Origin of the sequence: Streptomyces mutomycini (assembly GCF_001700505.1) — a bacterium.
In the GTDB taxonomy this organism is placed as follows: Bacteria; Actinomycetota; Actinomycetes; order Streptomycetales; family Streptomycetaceae; genus Streptomyces; species Streptomyces mutomycini.
In genome coordinates this window covers 1-19,735 of sequence record NZ_MAPV01000199.1, presented here as the reverse complement: position 1 = coordinate 19,735, position 19,735 = coordinate 1, and the positions used below count along the sequence as shown (strand labels likewise).

Genomic DNA, 19,735 nt, shown 5'->3' with positions numbered 1-19,735 from the left:
CTCCCCCACGCCCGGCCCCGGCAGCACCACCCGCGTTTCCCGCTCGCCCAGCTCGTCCCACTCGCCCCGCACGTTCTCCGTTGATCGCATTCCCGCCTCCGTCATGTCCGTTCCGTCGCTTCAGCCGTCACGCGAAGAGCCGTCGCCATGTCTCCGGCCCCGGGTATCCGTCGGCCGCGCTCCCTCGCCAGCCCTGTGCGCGCTGGAACCCCTCGACGTTGCGGCGGTCCGCCTCCGTCCAGCGCGGCCCGGGGCCCTTCGCGTAGTGCGTGCCGTACCCCTTCTTCACCAGCTGGGCGCCCAGCTTCTGGACGTGCCCGTTGGACTGCCCGGGGGCGAAGAAGCTCTTCCCCGGGTACGCCGCGGTCCCGCTCGGGGAGCCGCCGGCCCCGGCGGCGGGGATCTTCCGGCCGGTTCCGCCGACCAGCAGCCGCCAGGTGTGCGGGCCGGGGATGCCGTCGGCCTCCGCACCCTTCCACCCCTGTGCCTGCTGGAAAGCCTGCGTCGCCCGCTTGTCCGCGTCGCTCCAGCGCGGACCGGCGCCCTCCTTGTAGAAGCGCTTGCCGCCCTGGGCGATGAGCAACTGCCCGAGCCGGGTCACGTGCGCGTTGTCCGCGCCCGGACCGAATTTCCCGGTCCCGGGGAACTCGGTGACCGAGCCGCTGTCGCTCGCGCCGCTGACGATGCCCTTGTAGCGGTAGGCGACGTACTGGGAGGAGTTGCTCCAGTACGCCATCGGCGTCGTCGCGCTCCGCGTGTTCGGGCGGGTCTGCTCGTACGCGAGGTAGTGACTGTGCGTGAGGTCGGTCCACCCGCCGAAGACCGTGACGTGCGAACCCACCGCGGGATCGGCCGGATTGTGGAAGAGGAGGATGTCGCCCGGCTCCAGATCCGCCCGGGCGATCTTCGTCCCGAAGGACGCGAGGCTGCCGGTCCACTCGTTGGTACCGAGGTTCCATGCCATCGACACGAAGCCGGAGCAGTCCTGCCGGTAGCCGTCCGACCAGTAGGCCGTCGTGTCGTAAGGGACCTTCGCCGTCACCCACTTCTTGGCGCGGGTGATGATCTCGGTCCGGGTCGTCGTGCGCTGCGCGGTGCCGGGCGCGGGGGGCGGGCCCGACGCTCCGCCGCCGTCCAGGGGCCCCACCGTGCCCTGTGGCGTGACCGGCTGGGGGTCGACTTCCGCCCCGGCGCGGGCGTCCCGTCCGGCCGCGGTGGCTGCGGCCTCGCCGACGCCGCAGGACAGGACCACCCCGGCCGCGGTGACCAGCACCAGCGCCCGCCGCGCCCCGTGCGCGGCGGGATGCCCGCCGTGGCGCACGGGCAGCGCGGCGGCCGTGCGGCGGCGCTGGGCGCACCCCGGACAGCCACAGTCGGCGGCGGGTTCGTACTCCTCGAAGACCGGCACAGTCATGCGACTCCTCTTCCCTTCGACAGTCGTCCAGATCTTCCGCATCTCAACCTTCCCGGCATATCTCATGTTGACGGACTAAAGAGAAAAAACGACCATCCGACAGGCCGTACCGGAGAGGAATTGGTCAGGAGCACTCCACCGCATCGGGTAATGTTCTCCAGGTCAGCAGGCGCCGTTAGCTCAGTTGGTTAGAGCAGCTGACTCTTAATCAGCGGGTCCGGGGTTCGAGTCCCTGACGGCGCACGCAACAGCGAGGCCCCCTCACCGACGGTGAGGGGGCCTCGCTCATATCCGCTCCTGTGGAAGCGCCCCGGGCGTCTGGGACGGGCACTTCAGCGGCTCTGCGCGCCGCCCTTCGCCTCGCTCCGCACGCCGCCCTCCTGCGCGCCCTCCTCGGCGCTCTTCTCCGCCGTCAGGTACGCGGACACGACGACATTGGCCGTGTACGCATGCGACTTCCGGTCGTACGTGCCGCCGCAGGTGATCAGCCGGAGCTCGGCCCGCCCGTCCTCGCGCGGCCCGTACGCCTTCTGCGCGTCGAAGCGTTCCCGGGTGAAGACCTGGACGTCGTCGACGGTGAACTCGGCGACCTTCCCGTCGGACCGGCTCACCCGGACCTTCTCGCCGGGCCGCACGGCGCTGAGCCCGTAGAACACGGCGGGTTTCGTCTCGGTGTCGACGTGGCCGACGAAGATCGCGGCGCCCTCCGTGCCGGGCTCGGTCCCCTCGGCGTACCAGCCGACGGCGCCCGGTGTCCCGAACGGCGGGGGCTCGATCGCCCCCTCGTCGTCCAGTCCGCGCCGTACGACGGTCGCGTCGATCCCGGCGGACGGGAGCTCGACCCGCTGCGGCGCGGCGCCGCCGAGCGGATCGTGGGCCGGGGGCAGCGGTACGCCCAGCGGGCGGCCGACCGCCGCGACGTCACCGGTCGTCGGGGCCGAGTTGCCGGCGGTGGCGGCACGGCCCCACAGCCAGAGGCCCAGCAGCAGAACGGCCCAGGCGACGCCGGTGAGCAGGCGTCCGGTTCCGGCGGGACGGTCCGGGGCGGACATGTCAGTGCTGCGCCGGACGGCGGCGGCGCGCGCTGCGGAAAGCGACGGCGACGGCTGCGACGGCGCCCAGCCCGAGGCCGATCACCGCGTGCCGGGTGCCGGGGCCCTCGTCGGCCACGGTCTCCTGGGCGAGCACCGCGGTGCCTCCGCCGCCGGCCCGTACGGGGGCGACGGGTGAGGGGCGGCCGTGGTGGACGACGGTGACCGTGCCGGTGGCTTTGCCGTGGCCGTCCTTGCAGGTCACCCAGATCTCGTAGTCGTCGGGTGCGGCGTCGGAGCGGATCCGGGCCTCGGCGACGAGCTCCTTGCCGCCCCCCGGCTCGAAGCGCGCTTCGGAGGCGAAGGCCTCGGAGTTGCCCCGGGCCGACCTGCCCCTGCCGCAGACGTCGACCCGGAGCTCCACCTCCCCGCCGGGGGAGACACGGGACGGGCTGACCGAGACGACTCCGGAACGTTTCTCGTCCCTGGGGTCGTCGGCCGCGGGAGCGGCCAGTGCGGCGGACGCGGGCAGGGCTATCGTCCCGGCCACCAGGGTGGCACAGAAAGTGAGGGGCAGTGAACGCATCGTAAACCTCCTGAAGGAAGGTTCACGCCTGGGGAGGCGGCCCGCATCCGCTGTAGCCCGGTCGGGTTACGGGGTGGGGAGGTCGACCAGATCGACGAGGTCCGCGATCGAGTCGACGACGGTGGAGGGCCGGAAGGGGTAGCGGTCCATGTCGGCTTCGGTGGTCAGGCCGGTGAGAACCAGGAAGGTCTGCATCCCCGCCTCCAGACCGGCGAGCACATCGGTGTCCATCCGGTCGCCGATCATGGCGGAGGTCTCGGAGTGGGCGCCGATGGCGTTGAGCCCGGTCCGCATCATCAGCGGATTGGGCTTGCCCGCGAAGTACGGCGCCTTGCCGGTGGCCTTGGTGATCAGCGCAGCGACCGAGCCGGTCGCGGGCAGCGGGCCCTCGGCGGACGGGCCGGTCTCGTCCGGGTTGGTGCAGATGAAGCGGGCGCCGCCGTTGATGAGCCGGATCGCCTTGGTGAGCGCCTCGAAACTGTAAGTTCGCGTCTCCCCCAGAACGACGTAATCCGGCTCGTGGTCGGTGAGGACGTAGCCGATGTCGTGGAGCGCGGTGGTGAGTCCGGCCTCGCCGATCACGTACGCCGTGCCGCGAGGCCGCTGGTCGTCCAGGAACTGGGCGGTGGCCAGGGCCGAGGTCCAGATGTTCTCCACGGGCACGTCCAGTCCCATGCGCTTGAGGCGCGCGTGCAGGTCACGGGCGGTGTAGATGGAGTTGTTCGTGAGGACGAGGAAGGGCAGCCCGGAATCCCGCAGCCGCTTGATGAAGGCGTCGGCCCCCGGGATCGGAGTGCCCTCGTGGATGAGGACACCGTCCATGTCCGTCAGCCAGGATTCGATCGGCTTGCGCTCTGCCATGTGACGGGCTCCTGCCGTACGCACTGTGCACTCGAGGTGCTGGACGCCGGCGGCACCGCGTTGTGCAGCGCCGACGCCCCGATATTAGGCTCCCCGCTCCGCCGGACGGAACCGGCTGATCACGCAGAAACCGCCGCACCGCTCAGCGGTGGCCTCCGCGCAGGCGTCTGGCGTGGATCACGGCGGCGGCTCCGGCGAGGACCAGTGCCCCGGACGCCAGCCCCGCCCAGTGCGTGCGGGCCTGGCCGGTGCGGGCGAGTTCGGGGACGAGGCCGCCCTCCGCCTCCGCCCTGGTCCCGGTGTCCTCGGGCGCCTCGATACCGCCCTCGACGATGGCGAAGGGGTAGGCGGCCGATTCGCCCACCCAGTCCCCGTCGGCGGGGCTGCCGGCCTGCTCGGCGCCGTTTTGGGCGGTGCGCCGCTGCACGATGGCGGCGTGAGCGGTGACCTTGCCCGGCCGGGTGTCGGAGGTGAACGCCATCCGGACCTCCACCGTGACGGTCTTCTTCGCGGGGACGGTGAAGCCGCGGAAGTCGTCGTCCTGCTCCCCGCTCCCGAAGACGCCGATCTGCTCGTCGCGGTCGGTGGACTCCCAGCTCACCCGGTGTTCCTCGCCGGGGTGTGCCCGCTCGGTGAACTCGAGCTGGATCTGTTCCGCCGTGAGCGTCCGGTCCTCGTCGGTGAGCACCAGGACGGGGTGGATGGAGTGGCACGACTCGGCGGTGGTGTTGGTGAGGTCGAGGTACCAGGTCCCGTAGCCGCCGCCCGGGGCGTAGGTGTCGGGGCCGCCGTGGATCCGTGTCTCGATGGGGAAGTCCTCGCCGGCCGGATCACCGCAGGCCGGGAGCTCCGGGCCGCCGGCAGCCGCCGCAGCCGTCACGATGCCGGCCGCGGTGGGGGCGGTGACCGGGATGGCGATGGCGGCCGGGACACCGAGGAGGCCGGCCGGAACGACCAGTCCCGCGGCCAGTCCGAGGCGGGTCAGGGCGCGGCCGTCGCGCAGTCGTGCGGGGGGTTTGGTGGACATGGGTGTCACCCTTCGCTGCTCGCGACGGCGGGGCTGACGGCCGGGGTGCGGCGCCACCGGCTTGAGCGGCGACGCGCGGCCGGCCGTTGGGCCATGGCATACGTCTCGGCCGCGACGCTGCCACGCGCGCGTGCGGGGCCGCCACCCGCCGGCGGCCGGTAGCGGCCGTTCGGGCCGTTGATCCGCCCGAACGGCCTTGTCCGCCGGCCGGCAGGCGTCTCCCCGTCGGGTGGAGCGGCGGCGCTCAGCCCCGTTCGCCGCCGTCCTCGCCGGCGCGGCCGAAGAGCGGGGCGAGGACCAGCTGGGCAGCTCCCTCGGCGACGGGGCGGTCGCCGCCGCCGGCCACGGTCACGGGTACGGAGGCGGTGACGCCCTCCCGCCGGGCGCGCTCCTCGATGACGGCCCGGACGCCGTTCACGTAGGCGTCCTCGTGGGCTGCGACGGTACGGCCACCGAGGACGACCCGGTCGATGTCGAGCAGCCCTACGAGGTTGGCGGCGCCCGCCCCGAGGATCCTGGCCGCCTCGGGGATGTCGCCGCGGGCGACGGCGGTCAGGCAGAGTGCCTCGATGCAGCCGTGCCCGCCGCAGTCGCACGGGGGGCCGTCCAGCTGGAGGGTCTGGTGGCCGAACTCTCCGGCTCCGGTACGGGCCCCGCGGTGCAGGGCGCCGCCGAGGACGAGCCCGGCGCCGAGGCCGGTGCCCAGGTGGAGGTAGACGAAGTCGGCTTCGGCGCGTTCTCGCAGGGCGAGGCCGAGGGCGGCGGCGTTGGTGTCCTTGTCGACGACGACCGGCAGCCCGGTGTGCTCGGCGAGGGCGTCGCGCAGCGGGTAGCCGTCCCAGCGGGGGAAGCCGGTGACCCGGTGCAGCACCCCGCTCCGGTGGTCCAGCGGGCCGGGCAGGGCGGCGCCCACGCCGAAGACCTGCCGGGCCGCGGCCGCGGGTGCGTCCGCCCGTACGGTCCGCACCGCGTGGGCGGCCGTGGCGAGGACCTCGGCGGCCGGGGCCCCGAGGTGGAGCGGGAAGGTGCGGGTCGCGACCGTGGTGCCGGCGAGGTCGGCGAGGACGGCGGTGAGTTCGTCGCGGTCCAGGTGGAGTCCGACGGCGTATCCGGCGTCCGGGACCAGCCGCAGGACGGTGCGGGGCTTGCCGCCGGTGGAGGCGAGGCGGCCCGCTTCGGTGGCGAGGCCCTCCGTGCGGAGTCTGGCGGTGATCTTACTGACGGCCTGCGGGGTGAGTCCCGTGCGCCCGGCGAGCTCCAGCCGGCTGATGCCCTGCTCACCGGCCACGCGCAGCAGGTCGAGGACGAGCGACGCGTTGTGGTGGCGCAGGGCCGGCAGATTGGCCCCGCCGCTCCTGCTGCCCCTGTTCACCTGCTGCTCCTGTCCACGGCACCATTGTCTCCATCGCTTGCACTTTGGCAACAGCGTTGCTTAAGTGGTTTGCATGACTGCCTACGCTCCTCTCCGCGTCGGGCTCGTCGGCTACGGCCTGGCGGGTTCCGTTTTCCACGCACCGCTGGTCTCCGCGACCGAGGGCCTTGTCCTCGACACGGTCGTCACGTCGAACGAGGAGCGGCAGGCGCAGGCCCGCGCGGAGTTCCCCGGCGTGCGCCTGGCGGCCTCGCCGGACGAGCTGTGGCCGCGGGCGGACGAGCTGGACCTGATCGTGATCGCCTCGCCGAACAGGACGCATGTCCCGCTCGCGAGGGCGGCCCTGGAGGCGGGGCTGCCGGTGGTCGTGGACAAGCCGCTCGCCGGTACGGCCGCCGAGGCCCGTGAGCTGGCCGCGCTGGCGGCGGAGCGGGGGCTGCTGCTCTCGGTGTTCCAGAACCGCCGCTGGGACAACGACTTCCTCACGCTGGCCGGCCTGATCGAGGACGGTGAGCTCGGTGAGGTGCAGCGTTTCGAGTCCCGCTTCGAGCGGTGGCGTCCGCAGCTGAAGGGCGGCTGGCGCGAGTCGGGCGACCCGGAGGAGATCGGCGGGCTGCTGTTCGACCTGGGCAGCCATGTCGTCGACCAGGCGCTCACCCTGTTCGGGCCGGCGGTGCAGGTGTACGCGGAGTCCGACGTGCGCCGCCCGGGTGCGGCGGCCGATGACGACACGTTCATCGCGATCACGCACGCCAACGGGGTGCGCTCGCACCTGTACGCGAGCGCCACCACGGCGCAGCTCGGCCCGCGTTTCCGGGTGCTCGGTTCGAAGGCGGGCTATGTGAAGTACGGCCTGGACCCGCAGGAGGCCGCCCTGCGTGAGGGCGCGCGTCCGACGGCGGGCGAGGCGTGGGGCGTGGAGCCGGAGGAGCTGTGGGGCCGGATCGGTTCGGGTGAGTCCCCGCTGACCGGCGGCGGTGACCCGGTCCGCACCCTCCCGGGCGACTATCCCGCGTACTACGCCGCTGTGGCCGCCGCCCTGCGCGGCGAGGGCGGGAACCCGGTGACGGCGCTGCAGGCCGCCGCCGCGCTGGACGTCCTGGAAGCGGCGCGGCGCTCGTCCCGTGAGGGCGTGTCAGTGACCCTTCTTCCCCACCACGACGAGGAGCAGCACGCATGAGTACCGGTGCGCCGAGCATCTCCGAGCTGATCGCGCAGGAGCGGCGTCTGACGCTGCCGCGTTTCGGCTACGACGACGCGTATGCGCTGGGCGGCCTGCTGGTCGCGCTGGCCCGTGAGCGGCACGCGCCGGTCGCGATCGACATCAGGCGGGGCGCACAGCAGATGTTCCATGCCGCCCTGCCGGGTTCGAGCGCGGACAACGACGCCTGGATCGACCGTAAGCGCAAGGTGGTGGAGCGGTACGGGGAGAGCTCCTACCTGGTCGGTACGCGCTTCAGGGCTAAGGGCACCACGTTCGAGGAGTCCTCGCGGCTGGACCTGGACACCTACGCCGCGCACGGCGGTTCGTTCCCCATCGCGGTGGAGGGTGCGGGGGTGATCGGCTCGGTCACGGTCTCGGGTCTGCCGCAGGCCGAGGACCACGCGCTGGTGGTGGAGGCGCTGGAGCAGTTCACGGCGCTGCCCCGGGACTGAGCACCCGTACGGCGCGGACGGCCGCCGGGGTGTCCCGGCGGCCGTCCGCGTATACAGGTGCTTCCCAGCGGCGGTCCGCGTACCGGTGCTTCCGGCGGCCTCCGGGTCGCGCTCTAGGCGTCCTTGAGTTCCTGGCGCTGCCGCCCCAGTCCCTCCACCTCGAGCTCCACCACGTCTCCTGCCCGGAGGTACGGCTTCGGCTCCGGCCGGCCCATGGCCACCCCGGCCGGGGTGCCCGTGTTGATGATGTCGCCGGGGTAGAGCGTCATGAAGTGGCTGAGGTAGCGCACGACCTCGCCGACCGGGAAGATCTGGTCGGCCGTCGTGCCGTTCTGCTTCAGTTCCCCGTTGACCCACAGCTTCAGCGGCAGGGCCTGTGGGTCGGGCACCTCGTCCGCCGTGACGAGCCAGGGGCCCAGCGGGTTGAACGTCTCGCAGTTCTTGCCCTTGTCCCAGGTGCCGCCGCGCTCGATCTGGAATTCCCGCTCGGAGACGTCGTGCGCGGTCGCGTATCCGGCGACGTGCCCGAGCGCCTCCTCGGCGGAGTCCAGGTAGCGGGCGGTACGGCCGATCACGACGGCGAGCTCGACCTCCCAGTCGGTCTTCCGGCTGCCGCGCGGCACGAGGACCGTGTCCTCGGGCCCCACGACGGTGTCGGGGGCCTTGAAGAACAGGATCGGCTCGTCCGGGATCGCGGCCCCGGTCTCGGCGGCGTGGTCGTGGTAGTTCAGCCCGATGCAGACGATCTTGCCGATCCGTCCGACGGGCGGCCCGACCCGGAGGCCGTTCGCGTCGAGCGGGGGCAGGACGTCGGGCGTCTGGGACGCCTCGCGCAGTCGGGCCAGGGCCGAGGCGTCGGCGAGGAGCTCACCGTCGATGTCGGTGACGAGGCCCGAAAGGTCACGCAAGGTCCCGTTACGGTCAAGGAGTGCGGGGCGTTCCGAGCCCGCTGTACCCACTCGAAGAAGCTTCAACGGTCCATCTCTCCTTGGTCGAGATCGAGCCCGTCGGTGGGTTGCGGCCAGCGAAAGGCTTGGTCGATCCTCCAAGACATCGGATCACTCCGCAAGACCCTGTTCACACACTGGACCCGAAGGCGGCCCCCGGACCGCTCAGACGGCGGGCGCGACCGCGGCCTCGGCCGCCGGGGTCTCGCGGTAGAGGTAGGCGCGCTCGAGCGCGGTCCAGGTGGTGCTCGTGACGATGTAGAGAGCCGCCGCGAGCGGCACGAAGGCCACGGAGAAGAGCGTGAGGAAGGACATCAGCGGCATGACCTTCGTCATCGCCCCCATGCCGGGCACGGGCTGTCCGTCCGGGCCGGTGGCCGGTGCGACCGGGTGCGCGGCCATCTGCCTCTTGGTGCGGCCGTAGTTGAAGGTGGCGACGGCGGCGACGATCACGAAGAGCGCGAGGTAGACCAGCCCTTGTCCACCGAAGGGGCCGCCGTCGGCGAGCGCGTCGTGCCAGCGCTCGCCGAGCGGTGCGCCGAGGAGCTCGTGGCCGAGCAGGGAGTTCGGCTCGCCGCCGATGCTCCGGCTGGAGAAGAGGTGGTAGAGCAGGAAGAAGGCGGGCATCTGGAGCAGGCTCGGCAGGCAGCCGGAGAGGGGTGAGACCTTCTCCTTCGCGTGGAGCTCCATGAGCGCCTTCTGCATCCGGTCGGGGTTCTTGGCGTGCTTCTTGCGCAGTTCGGCGATCTGCGGCTGGAGCTTGGTACGGGCCTTCTGCCCGCGTGCCGCCGCCCGCGAGAGGGGGTGGACGGCGAGGCGTACGAGGGCGGTGAACAGGACGATCGCGGCGGCGGTGGACGCGTTCTGGAAGAGGGGCTGGAGCAGGTCGGCGAACGCGCCGACCAGGCTCGCGAAAGCGGACATGAATGCGGACATGGGTGAGCCCTCCGGGGGTCTCGTCGTGCCGGGGAGTAAGGCCTGTCGGCCTGGGGAACTCGGCAGGACGACCCGCGCAGGAGGTCGTGGATGGTGCGCCTTCTACGCGGCCGTCAGGAGGGCGGCCCCGGGCGCTCGGGGCCTGGTGCGTCCCCGGGCGTCGGGGTCCCGTTGAGGGAGGAACGCGGTGCGCTTCTCGCGGTCGCGCATGGCGGTGCGCACTCTCGTACGGGGTACGGGGGCGGCGCAGCGGGCGCTGATCACGGAGCAGAGGAGGAGCGCCGAGCCGGCGGCCGCGGTGGCGGCGAGGGCGACGGCGGCGGAGAGGCTGCCGCCTTCGGCGAGGAGGACCTCGGTGAGGAACAGGACGACGAAGGCGGCGGAGCGGAAGAGTCGGACGGCCGCACGGCGTACGCGGTTCATGACGTCGTTCATCGGTCCTCCCCCTTCGCCTCGCGCTCGATCGTGTCCTCCAGCCGTTATACACGATCGGCGTCCGGGGCCGGCGGAGCCGACGGGGCGAGCAGTCCGGGGCCGGCCCCCGGCGGGGCTGCTCCCCGCGCAGGCCGTCGCACGGAGCGGTGCCGGCCGTGGGCACCGAGTGTTCCTCCCGCCGTCCTCCGGCCTTCATCCGCGCTCCGGCACGCACCCTCTCACCTCATGCCCGTCCCGCAGTACCGTGTGGCCATGCGCCCCGACACGCCTGCCGACCACACCACCGAAGCCGAGCGCCTGCTGCGCACCGCGGCGCAGTATCCCGAGGACCGCGAGCCGCTGTTCCTGCAGGCCGCGGCCCATCTGGAGCTCGCCGGTGAGCGCGCCCGCGCGGCCACCCTCTACGACGAACTGCTCGGCTCCACCGAAATCACCATGGAGCGCCCGCACCTGGTCAAAGCACTGAAAGCGTCGAACCTGTGGGAGTACGGCCACGAGGCGGAGGCCCGCGCGATCATCGACGGCCTCCGCACCGCCGGCCCGCTGGACGCGGCGCCGTGGGAGATCGCCGCGGAGACGCTCGAAGCGCACGACGAGCTGGAGGCGGCCCACGACTTCTTCTCGACCGCGCTGACGCTGCTCCTCACGCCGGGCGAGGAAGTCCCGTACGCCACCCAGTCGCTGGTGGTCGGCCGGCACAGGGTGCGCAGGCTGATGGGCGTCGCCCATGACCCGTGGGACGAGCTGGCGGACGCGCTGCACACGGCCGCCGTCCCCCTCGACGAGCTTCACGACCCCAAGCGTCTGTGGTCCCTCGGCTCCTCGGACCCGGGCGAGCTGCAGGCGGAGATCAACCGCCTCCGCGCCGAGCTGGGCACCTACCGCAGCGCTCTGTCCCGCCCGTTCCCCGTCGCCGTACTGCACTGGCCCGAGGACGAGCTGCGCGAACTCCTCAGCGCCTACCCGGAGCTGGCCCAGGAGTACGTCTCGCACGAGGACCATCTGGCGCGCCTGGAGGCGGCGTTGCGGGATCTGCACGCCGCGGGCACGCCGAATCTCGGCATCGTGACGGGCACGGTCCCCTCCTACGAGGCGTTCGCCGCGTCGGAGGCCGCGTCCCCGTCCGACCCCGACCTGCTCCCCCAGTACGCCACGACGCTGGCGGCCCGCGGCCGCGCCGACACGTGGCCCCCGGCGCGCAGCGCGGCGTGCTGGTGCGGTTCGGGGCGTTCGTACCGCGAGTGCCACGGGGCCGCCTGAGCCGGAGGACCGCGCCCGCTCCGGTCACCTGCCCGCGAACACCTCCCGCAGCGCCGCGTCGAGCTCTTCGGCGGCCTCGGCGGTCTCGGGCCGCTTCGCCGTCAGCAGCGCGTACACATGGGACTGCAGCACCTGGGTGAACGCGCCGTAGTACGGGGTACGCGGCCGCTGCACCGCCTCGGTCAGCGCGGCGCCGAGGATCCGGATGTACGCGGCCCGGGCCTCCGGGCCCTGCCCCTTCGGTGTGCCCTTCTCCGTGGCCGCCGCCTCGGCCGCGTCGCCGGCAGGCCGGAGCGCTGCGGCGACACGGGGCCAGCACGGCTTCGCGGTGCTGCCGTAGACGGAGGCCCGGGTCGCCGCGAAGCCCGCGTCGAGCAGGCAGCGCTCGCTCTCACGCGAGGTCAGGAAGGTGATGAGCGCACGGGCGTCGTCGGCGTGGGCCGAGCCGGCGGTCACGGCGAGGTTCTGCCCGCCGAGCACGGCCTTCCCCGGCAGCCGGTTCACCGCGTAGGGCTTCTCGCCCATCAGGCTCTCCAGGGCCCCGTAGGCGTAGGGCCAGTGCCGCAGGAAGACGGCTCGGCCCTCGGCGAAGTCGGTGAGGGAGGCCGTCTCGTCGGAGGTGATCGCGGCGGGCTGGACGCGGCCCTGGGCGACGCGGTCGAGGAGCGCGTCGAGCCCCTTCTTCAGCTCTCCGGCGCTGGAGCTGTACCGCCCTTGGCTGTCGGTGAGCTCGACTCCGGCATCGGCGAACGCCTCGACGGTGTTGACCGTCAGTCCTTCGTACTGCTTCAGCTGTGTGGTCCAGCCCGCCCGCTCGTCGCGCCGGACCGGGTTCAGCCCGAGGGTCTTGACGGAGGAGTAGAGCTGGTCCCACGTCCAGTTGGCGGTGGGCTGCCTGTCCAGCTCGATGTCGGCGTTCGTCAGGAGGTCGGGCCGGTAGTAGAGGAGCCCCACGTCGGTGTTGAACGGCCGGGCGTAGGAGCGGTTTTTCCAGACGGTGGTGTCGTGGACCCGGCGGATGAAGTCGGCGTCGTCGGCGGCGCCGGTCTTCGCGACCGGCAGCGGGCTGATGAGTCCGGCCTCGGCGAACTCGGGGATCCAGGTGATGTCGAGGTTCACCACGTCGTAGCGGGCGCTGCCCGACTGGAGGGCACCGAGGAGCTGGCTGCGCTGCTGGTCGGCGCCGCCGGGCAGTTCGACGAGCTTGGCCTGCAGGGCTTTCGACCCGGCGTGCCGGCGGTTCCATTCCTCGATGAGCTGCTGCCGCACGCTGCCGGAGCCGGTGACGTCGAGCCCGCTGGCGACGACGATGGGCCCCCGGTCCTCGTCCTGGCCGGACTGCTGCGTGTCCTCGGGCCCTCCCGTACAGGCGGCGGAGACGAGCGCGAGCAGGCAGCCGAGGGTGACGGCTCTCCCGGGCCGGCGGCGGCTGGTGTGACGGCCGCCGTGAGTCATTCCGCGTCCCCCGTCCCGGTCCTGGCGACCTCCGCCGCCAGCTCGGCCGCGATGTCGTCGCCCGGGTCCAGGCAGCGTCCGCCGCTGGCCTCGGCGAGCCGGTCCCCGAACCGGCCGGGCGTGCATGCGCCGCTCTGCAGGGAGACCGTCACGATCCTCACGAGCGGTGCCCTGCCCGCCTCCGCGACCAGCTCCTTCTGTTCCTCCTTCTCGACGGCCTCGAAGTCCTCGCCGTCGGTGACCAGGACGAGGAGCTGCGGCTGCTCCGCATCGGCGGGGTCGCGGCGCAGGGTCTCCAGCGCCGCGCGCAGGCCCGCCCCGATGCGGGCGTCGTGAGCGGCGGTCTTCGCGCCGACGACGGTCTTCTGCGCCTCCGCCCTGCTGTTCGGCCCGAACTTCACGAGTTCCACGGCCGGTCTCCCTTCTGCGACGGCTGTCATCCGGACCCCGAACGAGTCCTTGGCTCCCAGGGAGGTCATCGAGCGGGCGACCAGTTCCCTGGCGCCACCGGCGCCGTCCCAGACCCGCTTGTCCGCAGTCGAGGTCGAGTTGTCGAGGAGGTACAGGACCCGGCCGGCCCCGAGCGCTCCCCGGTAGCGGCTCAGGGTGTCGCTCAACGACGCCGAGGTGCCGGTGCCCTCACCGGTGGCCGGGACCTGCTCGCGCACGGCCGTCGTGTTGTCCTCGGACCGCAGCACCGAGTCGTCTTCGGGCGGGGCCGGTTCGCCCTCCTCGACCCCGCGGAAACCGTCGTCCGTGAAGCGCTTCTGCGCGTCCTGGTCCGTGGCCAGCCACTGGTAGAAGTCCTCGACGGCCGCCTTGCGCACATCGGCGTCCCGGTCGGCACCGGCCCAGGTGACCCGGACGAAGGGAAGGTCCAGCATCGGCACGTCGGAGGGGTAGTGGGCCACACGGTGCCGCAGCGCCTCCGTCGCGCAGTCAGGGCGGCCGGGCACCCCCGCCGACAGGTTGAACTGCGCCAGGGTCTGCTCCGGCACGAGGACGGCGGCCTGGTCCTCCACGTCGTTGTGCAGACCGTCGGCCAGTACGCACATCAGTTCCCGCGCGGTGGAGGGCATGGGCCGCAGTGCCTTGGCGATGCCCTGTTCGACCGTGGAGGCGCGCCCGGAGCCGGAGGAGGAGTAGAGCGCGTCGGTCGCCAGGAGGGCGCCTTCGGTGCCCTCGGGGTCGGGGCGCAGTACCACGACCTCCTGGGCGTCCTTGAGAGCGGACACGATCGCGTCGAGCGGATCGTCGGTCTGCAGGGACTGCGGAAGGGACATGGTGTCCGGCACGCCGAGGACCATCGGCGTGTAGGCGATGGACCCCAGCCGGTCGAGGTCGACGACGCTCTTCCCCACCTCTGCGGCTTGCTCCTCCGTCCCGGACTCTGCGGAGGCCGTGCCGCCGCCCGCTCCGTCGGCCGTCGCCCGCTGCCAGGCGCTGCCGGCGGCCGGGATCCAGATGTCCGGCTGTGCGCCGACGTTGCGCTGGGGCCGCAGGCAGTCACCCGAGGCCGGGCAGGAGGCGGGCGGCTCCTGCCAGAGCGAGGAGGACCGGAAGGCTGCCACGGCGTCGGTGGCCTTGGCGTCGTACACGTTGATGCTGACGGTCCGGCAGCGGTCGCCGTCCCGCTCGGGGTAGGCGTCAGCGGCCTTCTGGACGGTGGCCCGCAGATCGGGGTCGGTGAGTACGCGCAGCTCCAGGGGCAGGCCGCAGCCGCCCGGGGGCGGTCCCAGGAGATACCACGCACCCACCCCGGCGAGCGCGACGACACCGGCCAGGACGAGGGCGGTCGTACGCGTCATGCGGCGGGCCAGGGCGGGAAACGGACGGCGGGAGGACACCGCGGCGGACAGCCGCGTCACCGACTTCCTGATCGCCGTCAGCCAGTCGTCCGGCGGGGGATCCTCGTCCGCGTCCGCCGCGAGCGCGAGCACCACGTCGTCGCCGTGGCGCCGCTCGTCCGGGACCCATGGGTGCCCGTCGACGGCTTTGAGCGGTGCCATCGCCTCGCGTATGCCGGTGACGATCCGGGTGAAGGTGACCGGCTCCCCCACGCCCGTGGTCAGCAGACGGTGCAGGGCGGCCGTGAACTCCGTGCCGGTGCCGGGATCGCCGGGCGGGATCTCCACGCCCGGCTCCGCCGCGGTGAGCAGGGCGAAGTTCTGTCCGCCGAGGGGGTTGAAAGCCCCGAGGGCGTTGCCGGCGAAGCAGCAGTCCAGGATGACGACGACCCAGTCGGCGCGGGCGTAGCGCAGCTCGGGCATGATGTCGTCGCGCCAGGACAGTGTGTCCACGAACGGGTGCTGCCGGTCCCTGGTGACCCGTGAGTCGGTGAACATCAGGTTGAGGTCGCTGCCGTCGGGGCGCACGATGCCGTGTCCCGCGAAGTAGACGACCAGCAGCCCGGTCACCTCGTCGCGGGCGGCGGTCAGCGCCTCACGCACCCGGAGCGGATCGACGGTGGCCGCCGAGCCGCCGCTCGCGGGTATCACGACGAGATCCTCCGGGCCGAGCACTCCGCCGTGTCCGGCGGTCAGTGCCTCGCGCATGAGGCGGAGGTTCGTGGCGACGGCCGGAAGGTCGTTGCGGGCACCCTCGTATCGCTCCACCCCGATGAGCACGGCTCTGTGCCGCTTGCCCCTGTTCTCCTCGCCGCGCGCGTCGTACGGCGGCACGGCTGCTAGACCTCTCCGGGCTCGTCGCCACCGCGCGTCCGGTCACGTCCACCGGGCTCCGGTGGTCCCGCGTCGGGGTCCGCGGCCCGGCCCGTGCCCGGTCCGGTGCCGGGATCGGTGCGGGGATCGGTGTCGGTGTCACGGCTCAGGTCGGAGCCCGGCCCCTGAGGCGGCCCGTCGAGGGTGACGCGCGGCGTCTCCTCGGGGTCGGCGAAGCGGCGCCGGTTGCGCAGCCAGGTCTCCACGGACCGCCACGCGTTCTCGGACACGGAGCGCGCCACCTCGACGGAGACGACGAGGATGATGTCCTGGATCAGCTCCCCGCTCATCGTCTCGGTCTGCGTGAGCGAGTCCTGCCGCTTCAGGGTGAGTTCGCCGCTTTCCAGGGCGTCCTCGAGGACCGGTGCGCTCTTCAGCCAGGTGTGCAGGGCTTCGAGGTCGTCGCGCCGGGTGTGCGTCCCGCCGAGGCTGATCCGTAACTCGGTCTTCCCCTGTCCCTGCTGCCGCCCGCCCGTGTTCGTCCCGTCCGCCATGCCTGCCCCCATCAGCGCCGCCGACCCCGCCGCCATCACCCCTCAGGGGGAGGGCAACTGAACACGCAATTATTTCACGGGAGTTGACGCGGGTCACCTGTTCGCTCCGCTTCATCCGGGAGCTGTTACACATCCATCGATCACTTTCGCGTCCGCCGGCGGTCATATCTTCCGAGAACCCCAGGGACACCCGTGGGGCCGACCACTACGGACTCCACCGACGGATGGGACGCGCAGACATGACTGAAGCGACGAAGGGCCCGGCGAGCTACTTCCCCTCGATCGAGAAGAAGCACGGACGCCCGATCGCGGAGTGGAAGGACCTCATCCGCTCCTCGCCCCTGACCAGGCACATGGAGATCGTCTCCTGGCTGAAGACCGAGCACGGTCTGGGCCACGGCCACGCCAACGCCCTGGTCGCGCACACGCTCGCCGAGGACAAGGGCGGTAACTAGGACCCGGCTCGCTTCTTCTTGCCGGGGATCGTCTGCTCCGACCAGACGGTCTTGCCCTCGGAGGCGAACCGGGTGCCCCACAGCGAGGCAAGCTGGGAGATGATGAACAGCCCCCGACCGCCCTCGTCGACCGCTCCCGCGTACTTCATGTACGGGGCGGTGGTGCTGCTGTCCCGGATCTCGCAGGTCAGTCCCCGGTCGAGGATGAGGCGCAGCTTCAGCGGCGGGCTGCCGTAGCGCACGGCGTTGGTCACCAGCTCGCTGACGATCAGCTCGGTCGCGTCACCGGTGTCGCCCTCCAGGTGCCAGTCCGCCAGCGTCCTGGACGTGAGGCGGCGGGCGGTGGCCGGTGCCGTCTTGTCGTAGGGCAGTTCCCAGGCGGCGTAGCGGTCCTCGGGCATGGCGTGCGTCCGGGCCAGCAGCAGGGCGGAGCCCCGGAGCTCGGGGATGTCGGGCAGGGCGTACGCAACCGCGTCGCACAGGTCCCGCATCGGCCGGTCCGTCGGCACGAGCGCCTGGCGCAGGGCGCCCGATGTGGGCTGGGCGTGGCCCCGCAGCGCGCTGCTGTGGAGCACGAGCAGGCTGCCCTCCCTGAGCTGGACGGGTACCGCCGCCACAGGGGCCCGCTCCGCCGTTCCCAGCGGCGGTCCCACGGGCAGGCCGACCACGAAGGCGGCGCCGTCCGGTTCGACGACGAGGGGGGCGGGGTGGCCCGCGGAGGCGATGGTGCACGTCTCGGTGAACGGGTCGTACACCGCGTAGGCGCAGCTCGCGGCCAGTGGCTCCTGGTGGAGGGGGCCGCTCCGCGGCAGCTGTGTGCGTTCCGCGGCCAGTCGCGCCGCCGTGTCGTACAGGCGCGCGAGGAGCTCGTCGGGTTCCAGGTCCAGGGCGGCGAGGGCGTGGACGACGGTGCGCAGCTGCCCCATGGTGGTGGCCGCGTGGATGCCGCGCTCGGCCACCTCCCCGATGGCGAGGGCCGTACGGGCACCGGACAGGGCGATCGTGTCGAACCAGTGGCCGGCGTCCCCTCCGGGCAGCAGCAGGTGGTCCGTCTCGACGGCGGGCTGGGGCGCCGCGTGCTGCGGCAGCAGCCGCCGCTGGAGAGCGCTGGCGATGGTGTACTCGTGCACGTAGCGGCGGGCGTTGTCGATGCCGAGAGCGGCACGGGACGCCATCGCCGCCACCACGGGGACGTCCCCCTCGTCGAACGGCTCGGAGTCCCCGCACCGGTAGAGGCTCACCAGCCCGAGGACCGCCCCGCGCACCGTCAGCGGGGCCACCAGCAGGGTGTGCGCGCCGAAGTTCCGGATGGCACCCGCACGCGCGGCGTCGGCGTCGGTCCACGTGGCGTCGGCGAGCGGAAGGACGCGGACCCGCATATCGGAGAGAGCCCGCTGGTAAGGGGTTCCCGGGACCACGGCCCGCACGTCCCCGACCGGGTGGGCGGCCGGGTTGCTGCCGCCGTACGCGGCGCGCCGCAGTGGCACGTGCAGGTCGAGCGGCCCGGGCTCAGGGGTCTCACCCCGCAGGACGTCGTCGACGACCTCGACGACGGCGACGTCTGCGTAGCCGGGTACCAGTGCCTCCACGAGGTCACGGCAGGTGGCGTCGACGTCCAGCGTCCGGCCCACGGTGTCGCGGACCGCGGCGAGTGCCGCGTCCCGGCCCCGGTGCCTGATCTGCGCGCTGACGTCGACCATGGAGACGGCGACCCCCAGCACCCTGCCGTCCTCGCTCTGCCGCGCCCCGTGACCCTCCTGGAGCCGGAACGCGGTCATGGAGAGGGCGCGGTGTCCGCCGGGCACGTCACCGGCGGCGGTACGGAACAGCCTCTCGATGCCGGGCACACCGGTGCGCAGGACCTCCCGCACGAAGGACTCCACCCGGTCCGGTTCGTCGAACGCGCACACCTCGTGGAACGGCCGGCCCCGCAGCCGCTCGGTCTCGGCCGGGTCGGGGTCGGTGTAGGGGTCGCTGATCCGCAGGATGCGGAGTTCGGGATCGAGCACGTGAACGCGTACGCGCGCCTGGGTGAACATGACGTCCAGCAGCGCCGCCTCGACGACGTCGCCGCCCGTGCCGGACCCGGCGCTCGCCTCGGTCGACCAGACGGCCCAGCCCTCCCCCGCGAGCGGCTCCAGGCGCAGCCCCGGGGGCATCTCGTCGCCCCGGCGCACCCGGCGGGTGTCGTTCGCGAGGACGTCCATCAGGCGCCGGCCCAGCGCATCGGCGGTGGCAGGCCCGAAGCGCCGCTCGGCCGCCCGGCTCCACCCGGTGATCACTCCGGCGCCGTCCACGACCATCAGAGGCGCATCAGCCATGAGCCCAGCTCCTTCGCCCCCCTCACGAGACCCGGGAGGACCGAGCCTCCGCACACGCGGGCACGTACGCAACAAGCATCGGTCCCCAGTCCGCCGCACGCGACCGGAGCGGGTGGCGGCCTCCTGGGCAGGCGGGTGCGCCGGAGGGGCCCGGCTGCGGGATGCCCGGCCGGTTGTCGGAGGGGCCGCATAGCCTGCACCCGTGAACGACATCTCCGAGACGCCCGACCGCACTTTCCCCGCCGCCCTGGCCGAGGTGGCGGAGGTGGACTTCTACTACGGCCACGACGCCACGGGCGAGGCCCGTGACGAGGGGGACTACCGCATCGACTTCGAGCCGGCCACGGACTTCGAGTCCGCGGAGTGGACCACCGACTTCTTGCGCAGCTGGACGGGAAACAAGGAGGTGGACGGCGACGCGTACCTCGTCTTCGGCCAGAACGGCTCCGGAGGCCAGGCCATGATCTGGCGCGCACGCCCCGGCGAGCCCCTCGTCGACCAGCCGGTGGTGTTCCTGGGATCGGAGGGCGAGCGCGGTGTGGTGGCGGGCAGCCTCTCCGACTTCCTGTGGCTCCTGGCCGACGGCTACGGCCCGATGGAGGCCGCGGAAGCCGATGAGTTCGCCTCCGAACCCGACCAGCGCCTGACCCGCATCGCCGAACGCCACGCGACGACCCCGCGCCGCACGGCGGAGGAGATCGTCACCGGGGCCCGGGCGGAGTTCCCCACGTTCGCGGAGGACCTCGAGGCGCTGGTCCGCTGAGC

18 protein-coding genes and 1 tRNA gene are annotated in these 19,735 nt (G+C 72.6%); 6 read left to right on the top strand and 13 right to left on the bottom strand.

The features are described 5' to 3' along the window. Positions 1–127: 127 nt before the first annotated feature. Positions 128–1,414, bottom strand: coding sequence for a peptidoglycan-binding protein (locus tag BFF76_RS25665; RefSeq protein ID WP_031092301.1), 1,287 nt, complete (start codon positions 1,412–1,414; stop codon positions 128–130). Positions 1,415–1,583: 169 nt separating this feature from the next. Here BFF76_RS25665 and BFF76_RS25660 point away from each other — a divergent pair. Further along, positions 1,584–1,657 (top strand) — tRNA-Lys (locus BFF76_RS25660). An 89-nt stretch (positions 1,658–1,746) separates the two neighbouring features. On the opposite strand, the gene BFF76_RS25655 is transcribed toward BFF76_RS25660, so the two are convergent. The 5 genes from BFF76_RS25655 to BFF76_RS25635 all read right to left on the bottom strand — a co-directional run bounded on the left by BFF76_RS25655 (position 1,747) and on the right by BFF76_RS25635 (position 6,291). After that, positions 1,747–2,466, bottom strand: a complete 720-nt coding sequence (locus BFF76_RS25655) for a class F sortase (protein ID WP_031092302.1) — start codon at positions 2,464–2,466, stop codon at positions 1,747–1,749. A 1-nt stretch (position 2,467) separates the two neighbouring features. After that, positions 2,468–3,031, bottom strand: coding sequence for a hypothetical protein (locus BFF76_RS25650; RefSeq protein WP_031092304.1), 564 nt, complete (start codon positions 3,029–3,031; stop codon positions 2,468–2,470). Between the two features lie 66 nt (positions 3,032–3,097). Beyond that, positions 3,098–3,892 carry an HAD-IIA family hydrolase gene (locus BFF76_RS25645; protein ID WP_031092306.1) on the bottom strand — a complete coding sequence of 265 codons (795 nt, stop codon included), beginning with the start codon at positions 3,890–3,892 and terminating at the stop codon, positions 3,098–3,100. A 142-nt stretch (positions 3,893–4,034) separates the two neighbouring features. Further along, entirely contained in the window at positions 4,035–4,919 is an 885-nt protein-coding gene (locus BFF76_RS25640; protein ID WP_065849152.1) for a hypothetical protein, read from the bottom strand. A 244-nt stretch (positions 4,920–5,163) separates the two neighbouring features. Beyond that, the gene (locus BFF76_RS25635; RefSeq protein ID WP_065849151.1) at positions 5,164–6,291 is read right to left on the bottom strand and encodes an ROK family transcriptional regulator; all 1,128 of its coding nucleotides are present in this window, start codon (positions 6,289–6,291) and stop codon (positions 5,164–5,166) included. 73 nt (positions 6,292–6,364) lie between these two features. On the opposite strand from BFF76_RS25635, the gene BFF76_RS25630 reads away from it, so the two are divergent. Both BFF76_RS25630 and BFF76_RS25625 read left to right on the top strand, forming a co-directional pair. Beyond that, positions 6,365–7,471, top strand: a complete 1,107-nt coding sequence (locus BFF76_RS25630; protein WP_065849150.1) for a Gfo/Idh/MocA family oxidoreductase — start codon at positions 6,365–6,367, stop codon at positions 7,469–7,471. Further along, on the top strand, positions 7,468–7,947 hold the full coding sequence (locus tag BFF76_RS25625; protein ID WP_031092315.1) for a heme-degrading domain-containing protein: 480 nt from the start codon (positions 7,468–7,470) through the stop codon (positions 7,945–7,947). Before BFF76_RS25630 ends, BFF76_RS25625 begins: the two co-directional genes overlap by 4 nt. 113 nt (positions 7,948–8,060) lie before the next feature. Here BFF76_RS25625 and BFF76_RS25620 read toward each other — a convergent pair whose 3' ends face one another. The 3 genes from BFF76_RS25620 to BFF76_RS25610 form a co-directional block, all read right to left on the bottom strand. Continuing rightward, positions 8,061–8,921: a fumarylacetoacetate hydrolase family protein gene (locus BFF76_RS25620; protein WP_065849149.1), complete on the bottom strand. Its 861-nt coding sequence runs from the start codon at positions 8,919–8,921 to the stop codon at positions 8,061–8,063. A gap of 138 nt (positions 8,922–9,059) precedes the next feature. Next, positions 9,060–9,830, bottom strand: a complete 771-nt coding sequence (locus BFF76_RS25615) for a YidC/Oxa1 family membrane protein insertase (RefSeq protein ID WP_065849148.1) — start codon at positions 9,828–9,830, stop codon at positions 9,060–9,062. A gap of 102 nt (positions 9,831–9,932) precedes the next feature. Beyond that, positions 9,933–10,265, bottom strand: coding sequence for a DUF6412 domain-containing protein (locus BFF76_RS25610; RefSeq protein ID WP_031092322.1), 333 nt, complete (start codon positions 10,263–10,265; stop codon positions 9,933–9,935). 252 nt (positions 10,266–10,517) lie between these two features. Here BFF76_RS25610 and BFF76_RS25605 point away from each other — a divergent pair, with 252 nt between their 5' ends. Continuing rightward, the gene (locus BFF76_RS25605; protein ID WP_065849155.1) at positions 10,518–11,525 is read left to right on the top strand and encodes an SEC-C domain-containing protein; all 1,008 of its coding nucleotides are present in this window, start codon (positions 10,518–10,520) and stop codon (positions 11,523–11,525) included. Between the two features lie 24 nt (positions 11,526–11,549). Here BFF76_RS25605 and BFF76_RS25600 read toward each other — a convergent pair whose 3' ends face one another. The 3 genes from BFF76_RS25600 to BFF76_RS25590 are packed head-to-tail and all read right to left on the bottom strand — an operon-like array spanning position 11,550 to position 16,194. Then, the gene (locus BFF76_RS25600; protein WP_065849147.1) at positions 11,550–12,980 is read right to left on the bottom strand and encodes an extracellular solute-binding protein; all 1,431 of its coding nucleotides are present in this window, start codon (positions 12,978–12,980) and stop codon (positions 11,550–11,552) included. Beyond that, positions 12,977–15,661 (bottom strand): substrate-binding domain-containing protein, encoded by a 2,685-nt coding sequence (locus BFF76_RS25595; RefSeq protein ID WP_065849146.1) that lies wholly within the window; start codon positions 15,659–15,661, stop codon positions 12,977–12,979. The genes BFF76_RS25600 and BFF76_RS25595 overlap by 4 nt, the downstream gene beginning before the upstream one ends. A gap of 5 nt (positions 15,662–15,666) precedes the next feature. Continuing rightward, on the bottom strand, positions 15,667–16,194 hold the full coding sequence (locus BFF76_RS25590) for a hypothetical protein (protein WP_234316705.1): 528 nt from the start codon (positions 16,192–16,194) through the stop codon (positions 15,667–15,669). A 239-nt stretch (positions 16,195–16,433) separates the two neighbouring features. Here BFF76_RS25590 and BFF76_RS25585 point away from each other — a divergent pair, with 239 nt between their 5' ends. Then, positions 16,434–16,649, top strand: coding sequence for a DUF4287 domain-containing protein (locus BFF76_RS25585; protein WP_065849145.1), 216 nt, complete (start codon positions 16,434–16,436; stop codon positions 16,647–16,649). Here BFF76_RS25585 and BFF76_RS25580 read toward each other — a convergent pair. After that, positions 16,646–18,970, bottom strand: coding sequence for a SpoIIE family protein phosphatase (locus BFF76_RS25580; RefSeq protein WP_079122489.1), 2,325 nt, complete (start codon positions 18,968–18,970; stop codon positions 16,646–16,648). The two genes, BFF76_RS25585 and BFF76_RS25580, sit on opposite strands and share 4 nt — an antisense overlap. A gap of 211 nt (positions 18,971–19,181) precedes the next feature. On the opposite strand from BFF76_RS25580, the gene BFF76_RS25575 reads away from it, so the two are divergent. Then, on the top strand, positions 19,182–19,733 hold the full coding sequence (locus tag BFF76_RS25575; RefSeq protein ID WP_065849153.1) for a hypothetical protein: 552 nt from the start codon (positions 19,182–19,184) through the stop codon (positions 19,731–19,733). The last annotated feature ends 2 nt before the right edge of the window (positions 19,734–19,735 follow it).

Excerpts from the sequence above, each read along its gene's own strand:
- BFF76_RS25665 (WP_031092301.1), bottom strand. The coding sequence starts at position 1,414 with ATGACTGTGCCGGTCTTCGAGGAGTACGAACCCGCCGCCGACTGTGGC.
- BFF76_RS25655 (WP_031092302.1), bottom strand. The coding sequence starts at position 2,466 with ATGTCCGCCCCGGACCGTCCCGCCGGAACCGGACGCCTGCTCACCGGC.
- BFF76_RS25650 (WP_031092304.1), bottom strand. The coding sequence starts at position 3,031 with ATGCGTTCACTGCCCCTCACTTTCTGTGCCACCCTGGTGGCCGGGACG.
- BFF76_RS25645 (WP_031092306.1), bottom strand. The coding sequence starts at position 3,892 with ATGGCAGAGCGCAAGCCGATCGAATCCTGGCTGACGGACATGGACGGT.
- BFF76_RS25640 (WP_065849152.1), bottom strand. The coding sequence starts at position 4,919 with ATGTCCACCAAACCCCCCGCACGACTGCGCGACGGCCGCGCCCTGACC.
- BFF76_RS25630 (WP_065849150.1), top strand. The coding sequence starts at position 6,365 with ATGACTGCCTACGCTCCTCTCCGCGTCGGGCTCGTCGGCTACGGCCTG.
- BFF76_RS25625 (WP_031092315.1), top strand. The coding sequence starts at position 7,468 with ATGAGTACCGGTGCGCCGAGCATCTCCGAGCTGATCGCGCAGGAGCGG.
- BFF76_RS25615 (WP_065849148.1), bottom strand. The coding sequence starts at position 9,830 with ATGTCCGCATTCATGTCCGCTTTCGCGAGCCTGGTCGGCGCGTTCGCC.
- BFF76_RS25610 (WP_031092322.1), bottom strand. The coding sequence starts at position 10,265 with ATGAACGACGTCATGAACCGCGTACGCCGTGCGGCCGTCCGACTCTTC.
- BFF76_RS25605 (WP_065849155.1), top strand. The coding sequence starts at position 10,518 with ATGCGCCCCGACACGCCTGCCGACCACACCACCGAAGCCGAGCGCCTG.
- BFF76_RS25600 (WP_065849147.1), bottom strand. The coding sequence starts at position 12,980 with ATGACTCACGGCGGCCGTCACACCAGCCGCCGCCGGCCCGGGAGAGCC.
- BFF76_RS25590 (WP_234316705.1), bottom strand. The coding sequence starts at position 16,194 with ATGGCGGACGGGACGAACACGGGCGGGCGGCAGCAGGGACAGGGGAAG.
- BFF76_RS25585 (WP_065849145.1), top strand. The coding sequence starts at position 16,434 with ATGACTGAAGCGACGAAGGGCCCGGCGAGCTACTTCCCCTCGATCGAG.
- BFF76_RS25580 (WP_079122489.1), bottom strand. The coding sequence starts at position 18,970 with ATGGCTGATGCGCCTCTGATGGTCGTGGACGGCGCCGGAGTGATCACC.